The following is a 16,214-nucleotide window of genomic DNA, read 5'->3' on the forward strand; positions in this document are numbered from 1 at the left end:
TTTTATTGGTATAAAATAATTTTATAACAGTTTATAACACTTTAAAACAATTTAATAATATTTTATAAAAATGAAATATCTTATAACTTGGTTATTAAATTGTACCAAACATCAACAATGAATATCGCTGCACTAAAAATTTAACTGTTTAAACATAAAATTAATTATCATCTGATTTAAGAATAGCAAGAAATGCACTTTGTGGTATCTCAATATTCCCTATCATCTTCAGTCGCTTCTTCCCTTCCTTTTGCTTTTCTAAAAGCTTTCTTTTTCGAGTAATATCGCCTCCATAACATTTAGCAGTAACATCTTTCCTAACAGGTGAAATTGTTTCACGCGCAATAATGTTTGAACCAATAGCTCCTTGAATCGCTATTTTAAATTGTTGTCTTGCAATCTCATCTTTTAATTTTTTACAAATACTTAAAGCCTTTGCTCTCGCACCATCCTTAAAGACTAACTGAGACAATGCATCAACTCTATCCCCATTAACCAAAATATCCAACTTAACTAAATCTGTTTCCTCATATCCTAATAGTACATAGTCAAAAGAAGCGTATCCACGACTTACAGATTTAACCTTATCGTAAAAATCAAAAAGTATCTCAGCAAGTGGCATTTTATAAATAACTTCAACACGTTTTGTATCAAGATAAATCAAATTTTCTTGCACGCCTCTTTTAAGCAAACAAACACTCATAACATTCCCCAAAAATTCAGTGGGAACAATAATATTTGCTCTAATATAAGGCTCAAGAGAAACTTCAATGTTTTCATTTCCAGGAAATTGTTCAGGACTCTCAATAAAATAAGAATTCCCTTTTTTGGGAATAATTTTATAACGCACTGATGGTGATGTTAATATCACATTAAGATCAAATTCACGTTCAATTCTTTCCTGAATTACCTCTAAATGTAAAAGTCCCAAAAATCCACATTTAAATCCATGTCCAAGAGCAGCTGAGGCATCTTTTTCAAAAGTAAGCGATGCATCATTTAATTTAAGTCTATCCATTGCCTTTAAAAGATCATCATACTGATTAGCATCAACTGGATAAATAGAAGAAAACACAACGGGTTTAACTTCCTTAAACCCTTCAAGAGGCGCACTTGCTGGATTATCAACAAGAGTTACAGTGTCTCCTATCTTAACATCTGATATATTCTTTATGCCCGCAATAAAATAACCAACATCACCTGCTTCCAAAATCTCTTTTCTTTCAAGAATTATTCTAAAAATTCCAATCTCTTCCACTAAATATTCCCTATCTGCATGCATCAATTTAATCTTGTTGCCAGTTTTGATTTGTCCTTCAAAAATTCTAAAATGCACAATAACACCACGATAAGAATCATAATGTGAATCAAAAATTAAAGCCTTTAATGAACTCTTAACACTACCTTTGGGAGATGGAACATATTTACAAATAGCCTCAAGCAACTCATCAATTCCTATTCCATTCTTAGCCGATATGGGAACAGCAATATTTGAATCTAATCCTAAATCATGTTCTATTTGCTCTTTTACAAAATCAATATTAGCACTTGGTAGATCTATTTTGTTAATAACAGGAATAATTTCAAGATTATGTTCAAATGCCATATAAAAGTTTGAAACAGTTTGAGCCTCTATTCCCTGACTCGCATCAACAAGTAAAAGTGCTCCCTCACAAGATGAAATTGCTCTTGAAACTTCATAAGAAAAATCAACATGACCTGGGGTATCTACAAAATTAAGTTCATAAGTATTGCCATCACTACACTTATAATCAATAGTAACTGCTTGACTCTTAATTGTAATACCCCGTTCTCTTTCAATATCCATACTATCAAGAATTTGACTTTTAAATTCACGATCTGAGACTATTTTGGCTTTTTGTATAAATCTATCCGCTAAAGTTGATTTACCATGATCAATATGTGCAATAATACAAAAATTTTTTTTATAAGAACTAATTTTCAAACCTCCCCTAAATTAAAATAAAATATTTAGGAATATTATACTAATACACACTTTTATTAAGTAAAAAATTCCTGATATGAATTTTTGATTTTAAAACATAAGGCGAAAATTTAGGAGCAAGATCAACAATCAACTTCCAAGTATCTATAGCTCTTAACGTGTGTTTATGATCATCATAACTATAAGTAGCATAAGCAATGGTATACACTATTTCCCAAAAATCTGTAGACTCAAAACTAGTTTTAACATCAGTATATTCATTTATTTTTTGAACAAAAGACCTTAAATTTTTAAATTCATAAAGCGGTTCATAATAACTAACACAGTCATACATTTTAGTCAAAATACCAATCGCAGCTACAAGTCCATGAGTAATTGCAAGTTCATAAGCACCAATCTTTAAATATACTTTTGATAATGACTGATGGGTATCGATAATATTATATTTATTAAATCTATAAAGATTAAAAGTAAAATCTAAACCAGAAGTTCCCCTTACCTGTTTTAAATAAGAATGTAAATAAAACGACATATTAAATTTATTACCTGTACTACCTGTAGTATTCTCATATTTTTGAACGACATAGTGATAATTATAATAATCATCACTACTTGAGAATTTACTTAAAATTTCATTCAAGTAATCAATCATATCAACATAATTATCTTCAATCTCAGCAATCTTTGCCAAAGAAAAAAGTATATTTTTTTCAAAAGATTTATCTAATAAATAATCTTTATCTTCCAAAGCCTTTTGAAGATGTAATTTTTCAAACACAACATTGCCAATCATGCTATAAGCAATGGATAAATAATAATTAGCTTCTGGATATATTCCTTTTCTAAGCAAAGCTTCCTGCAAATAATTAATTGCACTAGTAAGATTAGATTTAATAAATCCTTCCTTAGAATAAATAAATTGTCGTCCCTTTTCAAGTAAAATCCAATACGGAAATTCTTTCACACCTGATGAATTTAAATTGAAGATAAAGCTGAAAATAAAAAGGAGCAAAAAAGGTCTTAGCATATCTATAAATATATTAAATTTTCTCACAAATTGCGAGAAAATTTAATGCATAATCCTTCATATTTAAACAAATTTAAATATCATCAAGAATACCATCACAAAAAGAGCCACAGATTCTATGAGACCTAAAACCAAAAGATTTGTCGCAAATCCCTTGCCAGTTTCAGCAAAAGCATCACAAGCACCTGCAGCCGTCCTACCCTGCGCAAAAGCAGAAATAGAAATTGCAAGACCACCACCAAAACCAGCTCCAAACAATAACCAAGGATCCGCCTGTGTCATTATCCCTGCTAAAGTATTCATCAATATATAACCATATATTATTTGTGTCAAAGGTGCTGATACAAAAACAATTAATAAGAAAGGAGCTGGCTTACCTTGCATATAACATCTCTTCCATGCCCCAATAGCAGCACTTCCGGCAGCTCCCATACCCAAAGCTGAACCTATTGCAGCTATTGCTAAAGCCGAATTAACTCCTATTAAACCTATATTCATAATTCTCTCCTTATCTAATCTTTAATTTTTAATTTTTCTAAAAGGCCTATAAGAATACCCATTCCATTCTTGCCCCAAATGGTTTGAAAATTCAAGCATATTAAGTCTTACCCCATGAACAACAACAGATAACAAAGATAACGTTATATTTAAAATATGTCCAAAAAGCATCACAATAATGCCACTTATTATAAGACCAATATTAGATGATTTTAATAAAGCTGCTGACATACTATTAAAACTATCAGAAATTGCAAGTCCAGCAAGTCCAACAGCAAAAAGTCTAATATAAGATATTATGTCTGCAAATCCTGAAACAGTAGCTAAAAATTGCTCTATTATTCCCCCAAAGCTCTTTAATACGCACATAAAGAAGTTTGAACCATCTTGTTTCTCAAAAATAAAGACAAGTATTACTCCACCATATATCATATTAAGAATAATGCTATGCATAGGAAACCTATCTTTGCCAAGTATTAAATTGAGAACAAGATAATAAAGCCCAGGCATTATAATAAGCCAACCAATTTGAGCAATTGAATGTATATGTGGCTTTTCCTTCACTTTTTGAACAAAATTCCATATATGAGCTAATGATATTTGCAAAACACCTATTGTAAAACATATAAACATAATATTCTGCATACCATTCGTACCCGTCAAATACCCAAGCTTTAAAGACTTTAAAATAGGAAATAACTCAAGAATAAAAGGATTACTGCCAAACCAAGTACCAGTCATCGAACCATATATTATTGCTGATGTACTTAAATAAAATATTAAAGCATGAATAGATGTTAAAGGCTTACCTTTTATAAAATTGCCTAAACTGAGAAAAATGCCTACTAGTAAGAATATTATTCCATAAGCCGCATCACCAATTATCATTCCAAAAAACATAAAGAAAAATAACATAAAAACACAACTAACATCTCTCTCTTTATAGCCAGGAATTGTATCTAAAACATCAAAAATAGGCTTGGCAAGCTTAGCAATTCCCCTTCTCTTTATATAAGTGGGAACAACATCATCATCCGGCTCTGCAAATTGTACCACAAATTTACCCTTAAGATTTTTAAGATCCTCCCGCTTATCTTCCGGAACGAATCCTGTAATATATACAAAATTATCACACGCTACATCCATGTCAGCCATAACTTGCTCAAACTCAACAATTTGATCATACTCTTTTATTTCATCTCTTAAAACATCCCTATATTTATTTAAAATCGATAATTGGGTCAACTTTTGATCTAAAATTTCATCAACAAATCTTAACTTATTCTCAATAAAATCAAGGTCAAACTCAAACTCATATTCTTCAGCTGTATCTATTGTTTGTTTAGAATAATTAATAGCTACAAAATAGGCCGTACCTTTATAATTATTAATAAGAGCAACTTTGGTTTCAGAGCATGCCAACAATTTTTTATATTCAGCAATCCCAGACTTAAAAAATTGTACGTAAATATTACTTTCTCTCAATTTATTAACTAGTTCAAGAGAAAAATATCCCCAAAAAGATATAATATCTCTCTTATGAAGTAATGACTGCTGCATGTCCCTTAAATCTTTAATTTCAGAACCTAAACTAATTATACTCTTTGCAACATCTAAAAAATTCTCATTTGAAGAGCTTAAAAGTTTTACTTCAGAATCATCCCCAAGTAAAGATAAAGCCTGAACCAAAATTCCCCTTTCCTCAATAACTTTTTCTAAAGATTCTGAAACTCTATTGCAAAAATTAATATGAACAACCCCCAATTCTCTTAAAATTTCGAGTGACTCTTTTTTATATTTCAATAAAGTCAAAATCAAAACTTTGCTCATTTTTACAATCATAAACGCATCCCTATCTATTTTTAATCAAGCTAGCTTTAGCCATTTTACCTCTTACAACAGCTGCTGTTTGCTGATCACCAAGATAAATATTAATCTTTTTTATATTAATTTTTGCAGCAGGTATCATAACTTTTTCAAATAAATTTACCCTTTGAGAAGTAGTATTAAGTTCGGATTCCAATAACCTAATCTGATCATCTAAAACCTCAAGCTCTGCATTTATCTGAATCATACTCTTAATAACCTCTATTCCCCTATCTACCCAATAAGGAGTCAATAAAAGGTCATGTTTAATATCTTCATATTCAACAAAGTCAAATACAGGAATATTGATGCCTGCAATATTTGCAAAACTCCTTACTACCCTTTTAATTTGAATCCAATCTTGAAAAGTAAATTTTTCACCAAATAAAGCAATCCAAGATTTAATATCTCTCTTAAGCCTATCTTGCTCAAGCTTCCGAGCTCTTTTAAGAGCTTCAACTTTTCTAATTTCTAAATAAAGTTGTTGTTTCTTAAGCTGCAGGGTAGGCAAATATCTACCAAGCATTTTAAGGCTATCTTTTTGTTTTTTAAGCTCATTCTTAGTTAATTTAACTTTAGGCATTGCTAATCCTTTTTTTGAGGCCAATATTTCTCTACAAGTTCTGTTCTAATTCCAGTTTCTTTAGGTTCAAAACAACTAAAGAGAATTTCCCACCCCAAATCTAAGGCCTCCTCCAAAGGAATATTAACAGATAAGTCCATCAGCTTACTTTCAAACATACCACTGTACTTAATAAGCTTCTCATCCCACTCTGTCATATTAAATCCCATAGCTTTTTTCTCTATAGATTCCTTTGAAGATGCATAAAGCTTAATCATTGCATCCATAATCGTTCTATGATCATCTCTTGTTTTCCCGTTAACCATTTGCTTAAGTCTTGAAAGAGAACCAAAAGGTTCGATTCTGCCTCCCTTTAAATAATATTGCCCTTCAGTAATATAACCCGTATTATCAGGAACTGGATGAGTAATATCATCTCCAGGCATTGTAGTAACTGCAAGTATAGTAATTGAACCTGCCCCTTCAAAATCAATAGCTTTCTCATATCTAGATGCAAGCTGAGAATATAAATCACCAGGATAACCTCTATTAGATGGAACTTGCTCCATAGTAATAGCAATTTCTTTCATAGCATCTGCAAAATTGGTCATATCAGTCAAAAGTACCAAAACCTTTTTTCCTTGCAATGCAAATTTCTCGGCAACAGCAAGAGAAATATCAGGGACTGTTAAAGACTCAACAACAGGATCATTAGCTGTATTTACAAAAAAGATTGTCCTACTTAAAGCACCACCCTTTTCAAGATAATCTTTAAATGTCAAATAATCATCATTCTTAAGTCCCATTCCCCCAAGAATAATTAAATCAACTTCCGCCTGAAGAGCTATTCTTATAAGAAGTTCATTATAAGGTTCACCGGATACAGAAAATATTGGTAATTTTTGAGACTCAACAAGAGTATTAAAAACATCTATCATTGGAATTCCTGTTCTGATCATGTTCCTTGGAACAATACGCTTTGCAGGATTAGCTGATGGCCCGCCAATTTCAATCAAATCATCCTCAAGACGCGGTCCTCCATCTTTTGGATTACCAGCTCCATCAAAAATTCTACCAAGCAAATTCTCAGAAAATGTCACTTGCATTGGATGACCTAAAAACTTAACTTCATCTGCAGTTGAAATACCTATAGTTCCGTTATAAACCTGAAGAGAAACTTTATCTCTATCCAACTTAATAACCTCTGCTAACGAACTTGAATCTTTTGACCTAACAATGGCAAGTTCTCCATATTTAACATTTTGTGCCATCACAGTTATTACATTTCCAACAATAGATTCTATCTTGCTATATACTCTCTTCATTTATGCACCTCAAAAATCCAACTTCTTAGAACGTACTAAATCCTTTAAAGTATTTTCTAATTTATTAAACTTTTCTTCCTTAAAGGGATTAAGATTCATATCCAAAATATTTTGCCTTAGTTCATTTACAAAACTTCTTGCTTCCAATTTATTCTCAAATTTAAAATCCGATTGTAAAATATCGTAAAGTATATCAAACATATAATTTTGACGCTCAGGACTTACAGCAGTATCAACACTATCGAACGAATTTTGTTGCAAATAACATGCATCTAAAAGCTCAGATTTCAAATAAACTAAAAAGTCACCAATACTTATACCTTCCTCACCAACAACTTTCATCATCTGATTTATCTCATTCCCTTTTGCCAAAAAAGACCTCGCATATCCTGTCTTTTCAGATTCAACAACCCCTCTATACTTACTCCACGACTCAAGAGGATTAATGGCTGGAAATTTTCTAGCATCTGATCTCTCTCTTGTAAGACCATGAAAAGCTCCTACAACCTTTAAAGTTGCCTGAGTTACTGGTTCTTCAAAATTACCTCCTGCAGGACTTACAGAACCACCCACAGTTACAGAACCAACATTACCATCATTTAAAACAACAATACCTGCCCTTTCATAAAACGATGCAATAACAGATTCAAGATAAGCAGGAAATGCCTCTTCCCCTGGTATTTCCTCAAGACGCCCTGACATCTCTCTCATAGCCTGAGCCCATCTTGAAGTTGAATCTGCCAGTAAAAGTATATCAAGACCCATTTGCCTATAATATTCACCAATAGTAATAGCTGTATACACTGATGCTTCACGAGCAGCAACTGGCATAGAAGAGGTATTACAAATAATACATGTTCTATCCATTAATGATTTACCTGTTCTTGGATCTATAAGCTCAGGAAATTCTTTAAGGGTTTCTACTACTTCACCTGCCCGCTCACCACAAGCAGCAATAATTACAACATCAACATCAGCATTACGACTTGTAACTTGTTGAAGGACTGTTTTTCCAGCACCAAAAGGCCCAGGAATACAAAATGTACCACCCTTTGCAACCGGGAAGAATGTATCTATTATTCTTGTTTGAGTTACCATAGGCTCACTAGGAATAAGTCTATCTTTATAACTGGTAATTGGAACTTTAACAGGCCAATGAAATGACATAGTGATGACATGCCTACCCCCAGCATCATTTTCAATAACAGCAATTTTATCATCTACAGTATAATTGCCATCACTAACGATCTCCACAATTTTGTAAGAATCTTTTCTATAAAATGGAACCATAATTTTATGCTTAATTGTACCTTCAACAACGAATCCAAGATAATCTCCTGCAACAACAATATCCCCAACCTTTGCAGTTGCATTAAAACTCCATTTCTTACTCCTATCAAGTGCACTTAAGTACAAGCCTCTCTCCAAAAAAAAACCACATTGAGCAGCAAGTTCTGACAATGGATTTTGAAGACCATCATACACCTGACTTAAAAGACCAGGACCAAGTTCAACAGTTAAAAGCTTATCCGTAAACTCAATATCATCTCCAACGGCAATTCCCTTAGTCATTTCAAACACTTGAGCATCAACTTCCCCATCTCTAATACGAATTATCTCAGCTTTTAAACTGCGTCCACCGGTTTTAATAAAAACAATCTCATTCATGGAAACTGTACCAACTATCTCAATAGTAACCAAATTTCCAATAACCCCCACTACTTTTCCTCTAGCTTCCATTCAAATTCCCTTTAAAAATTTTTACTCATTTGCATACTTAATTTTTGACAAATATCATCAAAATTCTTCTCGCCTATCTCTTCTATAAAGAGACTTCTTCTTGAAACTAACATTAACTTTAACAAATAAATTACCAATTTTTCAAAGTTAAAATCATTTCCCACTTCAAGTTCTGTTAAAAACTGCCACTTTAACATATCAAGTCCCAATTCTACCTCAAAAGGATTTTCCTTAAGACAAAGAGGTTTTAAAATTCCTAAATAATAACTAGAAAAATAAGAAGATTCTAAATACACATCCCTTGAAAATCCTAACTTCTCAGCTCTAATAGTTGCCAAAGTATATCTCATCATTTCTTCAAATTCAAGAAATTGATCAATTACCTTCAAATTCCCCCTAGCAAATCTAGATTCTGACAAATCCTTTAGACAAAGAAAATCTTCCCTGCTTAAAGCAATCTCAATGTTATCAAAAAAACCTGATATACTCCCCCCTTTACCAATTTTTAAATCAAGATAAGGTAATGATGACATAACATAGTAATATGGACTTAACATACTACATCTCCTAAATCAACTTTATAACTTCTTTAAACCTTGGATTTAAATATTCAAAAAGAATATCAGCAACGGTTTCTGATGTAAAATCATAATACAAATTTCCATCTCTTTGTTGAATTGTAAAACCTTTACTTATGCCTTTAAAAGGTTTAATCTCAATTGCATCATCAAGCCTATTTCCTATCTTTGCTCTTAAAACAGATAATAAATTAGAAAAATCAGATTCATTAAGCATTATATCTATCTTATCGTTCTTACTCCAAATATCTACAACCTTAATAATAAGGTCCCTCAAAAAATTATCATCATAAACTCTAGAGACAGAATCCTTCAAAGCAGTCTTAAAAAGAGATTTAATATTTTTTTCAGTACCAATAATCAAATCCCTGACTGCTTGGCGAGATGCCTCAAGAGAATATCTTTTATACTCATTAGCTTCCGCTTCAGCTTGCATTTTTAAGTCCTTAGCATCACTCTCAGCTTTTAAAACAATAGCCTCAGCATCCCTCTTTGCATTAAGAATAATCTCGTTTGCTAATTTTTCAGCTTCCTCAAGTCCATCTTTTTTAATTTTATTTATCAGATCTTTAACTTCAAACTGCACTAAAACTCCTTAATATACAAAAAAAATAACTCAAAATACTTAATAAACAAATCTTTCAATAAAAAGTATAACAATAAATTTTCAATTATTAAAAGCCAAATTATTGAGAATTATACACCACTAAAAAAATCTCCTATAATTTTATAAACATTAATATCATGAACTATAAAAAGTTTTTTTCCTGGAAATCTTTCTTTAAGCTTTTCACCAAAAACCTTAATACCCCTTTCTATAACCCTGTTACTAAATTCTATATCAACCATATCAAGAGTTATTATTTCAATAATGACTAAATACCCTCTTCCAAATTTAGAACCATATCCAAGGGTAAAAGAAGTAGTAACACGAAAAAGCCCATCCAAAAGTCCATTAGCTGCCTTCCCTCTAGAGAGCCTACTTGGATGCACTTTATAAGAATTACCAAATTCATCTTCAAGAACACAATCAACATCAAGACAAATCTTAAACAATGCATTCTCAAATTCCTCAAACCTTGATATACCCATTTAAAATTCTACTATTGTTTTTCCAACTCCTCCATCACTTGGATGAGCAAAATAATATTTTTTAACAAATTTTACATCTCTTAAGAATGCATGTACTCCTTCCATAAGAAGACCTTCTCCTTTGCCATGAATAATCTCAAATTTACAAACATTTCTCAGTAACATATTATCTATTTTCCTGTTTAAAAAGTCTATAGCCTCAACCACTCTCATCCCCCTAATATCAACAGTTAGACTCAATTCATCATCTTGATTCTCAAAAGAAAAACTAAAATTTTTATCACGATCATTTTTGGACTTCTTATCATCCAATATTTTCTCTAAATTAGAAGATGAAACCGTAATCTTAAAAACACCAGTATTTACAATAAACCCTTTTTTAGTAACACCTATTATTTCTCCTGAAGCATTTGACCCAGCAACTCTAACCTTATCACCCACTCTAAATTCAATCTTAGTGGCAATCTCTTGATTAAGCAATCTAATTTTAGTAGTTTTGGTAATTATATTATCCGTAATATTAGATATAAATTCCTTATTTTTAGTAGTACAAACACTGCCCTCTTTTATCTCTCTAACTAAATTTTCTAAAATTTTCCTTGAATTTTTTAAAAATTCTTTCTGCTCATTTATCAATCTCTCTTCCAAATCTTTTTCTTTCAAAATAATATTATTCCGAATATTATTAATCTCGATTTCCTTAAGTTCAATAAGCTTAAGCTTATCTTTTAATTCCTCTTCAAGTAAATGAATTTCCTGCTCCTTTTTTGTAAGTCTTTCCAATATTTCATTAACTCCCGTCTTATTAGATGAATGAATCTCTTTCGCTCTAAGTACTATATTAGCATCAATAGAAGACTTACTTGCAACACTAAAAGCAAAGCTTTCACCTGGAACAGAAAACATTAAATTATAATTAGGTTCCATTTTGTCTAAATCCATCTGCATAGAAGCATTAACAACAAATTCATGGGTGTATGCAAAATATTTAAGAGCATTGTAATGAGTTGAAATAATAACACAAGAATTAATATTAATTAAATGCTCAAGAACAGCTACAGCTAATGCTTGTCCTTGTTCAATATCAGTACCTGAACAAAATTCATCAAATATTAACAGGCTATCTCTTGTTGCATACTTTAAAATATAAGCAATATTATTCATATGACTTGAAAAAGTTGAGAGTGAATTTGCAATTGATTGATCATCTCCAATATCAACTAAAATATTATCAAAAATCTTAAAAGTACTAGACTCATCAACTGGAACAGGAATTCCAAATTGGAACATAGCGCTCAAAAGAGCAACGGTTTTCAAAGTTGCCGTTTTACCACCAGCATTAGGACCTGTAATAACTACAACTTTATTGTTTAAAGGACAAAAATTTATAGATTTTGCATGCTGTATTAAAGGATGACGAGCATTGATAATATTAATATTACTATCAAATCTAGGAAATACTCCTTGATTTCTTATTCCATAAATTGCTCTGGCCTTTAGAGAATCATAATATAAAAATTTATTATAAAGAGATTTTAAAAGAACAATATGTCTGCGAATCTCATCTGAGAGTTCTTGCAGAATTTTTAAAACTATACGCGTTTTTTCAAAACCTAAAAACCCTAATCTGTTATTCTCACTCACTATATCATTTGGTTCAATATAAAATGTTTCACCAGATGATGAAATAGATATAATATTACCCTTGATTTTATTTTTAAAACTAGATTTAAGTGCAATAGTATATTTGCCTGATTTATAATAAATAAGCGTAGAGGTTAAATATTGCGAATTTAAGCTTATTATCTGCTTGAGCTGTTTTTCAATTTTTTTATCTAAATTTCTAATTTCAAAATCAATCTCATCATAATTTTTGACAACACCTCGTTTGATTTTAAGTTCATCAAGATCAATATACTTACATAAAGTCTCTAATAAATGCTTTAAACTTGGATCTACAAATAATAATTCTTTTAAAATTTCAACTTCATCTTGAATCTTAAATTCATTTCTATCTAAAAAAAGCATTATTCTTAAAACTTCTCTTAGAAAAAAAATAATATTCTTAATCTCCTCAATAGAAATTCTTGATTTTTCTTTAAGAAGTAAAATAATAGAATCACTTATACTCTCAAGACAAGAATTTGGATATTCGTCATAAACTTCAATAAGATTTTTGATCAATTTAACAAAACAACATACTCGATTAATTTCTTCCTCGGTTTTCAATATTTGTTGCTCACCTAAAAGGTTAAGCGTATCTGAAATAGCTACGTAAGAAGCAACTGAAGATAATATTTGATAAAAATCAATTTTTTCCAAATATTTCTCTTGCATAACTCTTATATCTCTTAAGCTCATTTATAATCTTTAGATAACTATTGTATCTAACTTCTGAAATTCTAAATCCAATTTGATTCATTATAAAACAATTTGGCTCATTTGCATGCAAACAAGAATTAAATCTACAAAAATCATTTAAATCTTTAAATTCTCTAAAATAATATCTAAGCTTAAGAGGTTCTAAGCTTTCAATGCCAAATTCCTTTATTCCAGGAGTATCAATTACCACTCCATTATCAGAATGAAAAGCCATAGCATAAACTGTAGTATGTCTACCTCGTGAATATTTATAAGATATTTCATTTATAGCCTGCGCTGCATTTAAATCCACCTCATTTATAAGTGAAGATTTTCCAACACCAGACTGCCCGACAAAAGAAGCTCTTGAATTCTTAATAATTTCCTTTATTTCTTCAATTCCCTGCAAAGTGATAGCAGAGGTTTTAATAACCCTATAACCTAAATTTTCATAAATTTTAATTAGAGTATCAACTTTAGTGCTTATGCCCTCATCAATCTTATTTATCAAAATAATAGGAGTAATCCCTTGTTCCTCAGCAACTACTAATGCCCTATCAATAAATGAATTTTTAATCTCAGGAAGATTAGCAGAACTAACAATTAAAACATTATCTATATTTGAAACAATAACTTGCCTAAGAGCAGCCTTTTTATTATAACGCCAAAGAACACTTTTTCGTTTAAGTCTTTCTTTAATATATACCTTGCCCTCATCATAAATATCTCCACAAACAAAATCGCCAGGAACCAAAGGACTATATTCTTTATCCTGGGTATTTAAAACTTTCCCCTTAATAACTCCTTCATAAATTTCATTGGTATTAACATTAACAATAGAATAAATATTATTCACACCCCAGAGAATCTCAAATCTAAGGTCATTCAATTGATTATTCCTTTAAAATGCAAACCATATTTTTTACAAAAATTCTTATAGAAATACAAATTTTCATCTTGTGTTAAATAAAAATAACGTGTAAAACAATCATCACGACTCTCAATGCTCTTTAATTCTTTAATAAGCTCATTAGTCACAAGTTCACGATTCTCATAAACAGGAATTCCTAAAAAATTTTCAATCATATCTTTAATGTGCAAATAATGTGTACATCCTAAAAAAACCATATCCCGCCTACTAGCTTTAACCTCTAATTTTAAGAAATTTAAATATTTAAGTGCATCTTCCTTAAATCTATCTCCATATTCTACAAAATTCACAAGCTCACTTGCGGGTTTTAAAATTAAATCCCAATGACAATCTTTTTCTCTTTGAATAAATTTACTATTAATGGTAGCATGTGTCGCAACTAAAATAACCCTTTTATATGCAAGCTCTTCTACTAAACAAACTGAAGGCAAAGTATATATTACAGGAAAACTAAAATTTAATTTGTCATATACACTAATAGAAGCTGTATTACAAGCAATAACAATTGCAGCAACATTATACATTTGTTCCAATTTCAAAATTAGTTCTAAAATCTCTTTTAAAAGAAAGTCTGAACTCTTCTCACCATAAGGAAAGTTTTTGTTATCTGCAACATAGACATAATTTCTCTTAACAAACCTTTTGCTTATATACTCAAAATAAGAAAGTCCACCAACACCCGAATCAAAAATAACTATAACATTCTTTAAATTGCTCATAAGTCTTACTTAAATCTAAGTATAAAAATTAATTTATTCTCTTTCAATGACAATTGATAATATTTACAACCTAACAAACTTTCAAACTTATCATAGTTTAAATTATAATTATTATTAATACCAAATTATAGAAGGGGCAAATATGCATAAGAGCATCAAAGAAATTTTAAATAATCCTATACTAGATAGTATAATCACAGTGAAAGGATGGATTCGTACAAAACGCAGTAATGGTAAAATCTCATTTGTAGAAATTAATGACGGCTCAAATATTAAAGGAATTCAAGCGATCATTAATGAAGAAGATCATCAATTTGAAAAAAAAGAATTAAAAAAGCTCACAACAGGTGCCAGTATATCATTAACCGGAATTTTAATCTTAAGCCCAGCAAAAGGACAAACCTATGAAATCAAAACAACAAATTTTAATATAATTGGAGAAGCGGATCAAGAAACATATCTTTTACAAAAGAAAAGGCACACCTTTGAATTTTTAAGAGAAATCCCTCATTTAAGAATTCGTACTAACACATTTGGGGCTGTGGCCAGAATTAGAAATCAAATTTCTTATAAAATTCATGAATATTTTCAAAAAAATGGATTTTTATACATACATACCCCAATTATTACATCAAATGACGGCGAGGGGGCCGGTGAAATATTTCGTGTATCTACCTTAGATTTTAATAACATCACAAACGGAAAAGAAGTTGACTTTAAAGATGATTTCTTTGGCAAACAAGCATTCCTTACAGTAACTGGACAACTGCACGGCGAAGCTTATGCAATGGCTTTATCAAAAATATATACATTTGGACCGACATTTAGAGCAGAAAACTCTAACACAACACGCCATGCCTCAGAATTTTGGATGATTGAACCTGAAATGGCATTCTTTACACTTGAAGACAATATCAATTTAGCAGAAAATTTTCTTAAGTACATTTTAAAAGAGACTTTAAATAATTGTAATCAAGATATAGAATTTTTTGATAATTTCATTGAAAAAGGCTTAATCAAAAAAATTGAAGATGTAATAAACTCTAACTTTGAAGTTATTACATATACCCAAGCAATTAAACAACTTGAAAATGCAACAAAAACATTTGAAATAAAACCTTACTGGGGAATGGATTTACAAACAGAACATGAAAGGTATTTAACAGAAGAAATTATCAAAAAACCTGCCATAGTTATTGATTATCCAAAAGAATTTAAAGCATTTTACATGAAGATGAATGAAGACGGCAAAACTGTTAAAGGAATGGATATTTTAGTTCCACGCATCGGAGAAATAATTGGGGGCAGTGAAAGAGAAGATAATTTGGATAAGTTGAATAAAAGAATAAAAGAGCTAAATTTAGAAATAGAAACTCTTAATTGGTACTTAGACTTAAGGAGATTTGGATCAACTCCTCATTCTGGATTTGGACTTGGACTTGAGAGATTAATACAATATATAACAGGAATGGCCAATATTAGAGATGTCATACCATTTCCAAGGACTCCTAAAACTCTTTATTTCTAATAAAAAGTTTTAGGAGGAAAC

The 16,214-nt window shown here is 30.7% G+C and carries 14 protein-coding genes; 1 reads left to right on the top strand and 13 read right to left on the bottom strand.

What is annotated here, in order from left to right:
* Positions 1 to 160: 160 nt before the first annotated feature.
* From lepA to murI, 13 genes are all read right to left on the bottom strand, one after another.
* The gene (gene lepA / locus BT0_RS00430; RefSeq protein WP_011772048.1) at positions 161 to 1,966 is read right to left on the bottom strand and encodes a translation elongation factor 4; all 1,806 of its coding nucleotides are present in this window, start codon (positions 1,964 to 1,966) and stop codon (positions 161 to 163) included.
* Positions 1,967 to 2,006: 40 nt separating this feature from the next.
* Positions 2,007 to 2,993 carry a hypothetical protein gene (locus tag BT0_RS00435; RefSeq protein ID WP_049752284.1) on the bottom strand — a complete coding sequence of 329 codons (987 nt, stop codon included), beginning with the start codon at positions 2,991 to 2,993 and terminating at the stop codon, positions 2,007 to 2,009.
* A 63-nt stretch (positions 2,994 to 3,056) separates the two neighbouring features.
* On the bottom strand, positions 3,057 to 3,491 hold the full coding sequence (locus tag BT0_RS00440; RefSeq protein WP_011772050.1) for an ATP synthase subunit K: 435 nt from the start codon (positions 3,489 to 3,491) through the stop codon (positions 3,057 to 3,059).
* A gap of 21 nt (positions 3,492 to 3,512) precedes the next feature.
* Complete coding sequence (locus BT0_RS00445; RefSeq protein WP_011772051.1) at positions 3,513 to 5,333, bottom strand: V-type ATP synthase subunit I; 1,821 nt, start codon at positions 5,331 to 5,333, stop codon at positions 3,513 to 3,515.
* 10 nt (positions 5,334 to 5,343) lie between these two features.
* Entirely contained in the window at positions 5,344 to 5,940 is a 597-nt protein-coding gene (locus BT0_RS00450) for a V-type ATP synthase subunit D (protein WP_041178553.1), read from the bottom strand.
* Between the two features lie 2 nt (positions 5,941 to 5,942).
* Positions 5,943 to 7,244: a V-type ATP synthase subunit B gene (locus tag BT0_RS00455; protein WP_011772053.1), complete on the bottom strand. Its 1,302-nt coding sequence runs from the start codon at positions 7,242 to 7,244 to the stop codon at positions 5,943 to 5,945.
* A 9-nt stretch (positions 7,245 to 7,253) separates the two neighbouring features.
* Entirely contained in the window at positions 7,254 to 8,984 is a 1,731-nt protein-coding gene (locus BT0_RS00460) for a V-type ATP synthase subunit A (protein ID WP_011772054.1), read from the bottom strand.
* Positions 8,985 to 8,995: 11 nt separating this feature from the next.
* Complete coding sequence (locus tag BT0_RS00465) at positions 8,996 to 9,541, bottom strand: DUF2764 family protein (RefSeq protein WP_011772055.1); 546 nt, start codon at positions 9,539 to 9,541, stop codon at positions 8,996 to 8,998.
* Positions 9,542 to 9,551: 10 nt separating this feature from the next.
* Complete coding sequence (locus BT0_RS00470) at positions 9,552 to 10,148, bottom strand: V-type ATP synthase subunit E (RefSeq protein ID WP_011772056.1); 597 nt, start codon at positions 10,146 to 10,148, stop codon at positions 9,552 to 9,554.
* Between the two features lie 110 nt (positions 10,149 to 10,258).
* On the bottom strand, positions 10,259 to 10,654 hold the full coding sequence (locus tag BT0_RS00475; protein WP_011772057.1) for a hypothetical protein: 396 nt from the start codon (positions 10,652 to 10,654) through the stop codon (positions 10,259 to 10,261).
* Positions 10,655 to 12,991, bottom strand: coding sequence for an endonuclease MutS2 (locus tag BT0_RS00480; RefSeq protein ID WP_041178407.1), 2,337 nt, complete (start codon positions 12,989 to 12,991; stop codon positions 10,655 to 10,657).
* Entirely contained in the window at positions 12,963 to 13,904 is a 942-nt protein-coding gene (gene rsgA / locus BT0_RS00485; RefSeq protein ID WP_011772059.1) for a ribosome small subunit-dependent GTPase A, read from the bottom strand. Before rsgA ends, BT0_RS00480 begins: the two co-directional genes overlap by 29 nt.
* Complete coding sequence (gene murI / locus BT0_RS00490) at positions 13,901 to 14,665, bottom strand: glutamate racemase (RefSeq protein WP_011772060.1); 765 nt, start codon at positions 14,663 to 14,665, stop codon at positions 13,901 to 13,903. The genes rsgA and murI overlap by 4 nt, the downstream gene beginning before the upstream one ends.
* Before the next feature lie 142 nt (positions 14,666 to 14,807).
* Between murI and asnS the strand changes: the two genes are divergently transcribed.
* Entirely contained in the window at positions 14,808 to 16,193 is a 1,386-nt protein-coding gene (gene asnS / locus BT0_RS00495) for an asparagine--tRNA ligase (RefSeq protein ID WP_011772061.1), read from the top strand.
* Positions 16,194 to 16,214: the final 21 nt, after the last annotated feature.

The sequence above is a fragment of the Borrelia turicatae 91E135 genome (genome assembly GCF_000012085.2).
Taxonomy (GTDB): domain Bacteria; phylum Spirochaetota; class Spirochaetia; order Borreliales; family Borreliaceae; genus Borrelia; species Borrelia turicatae.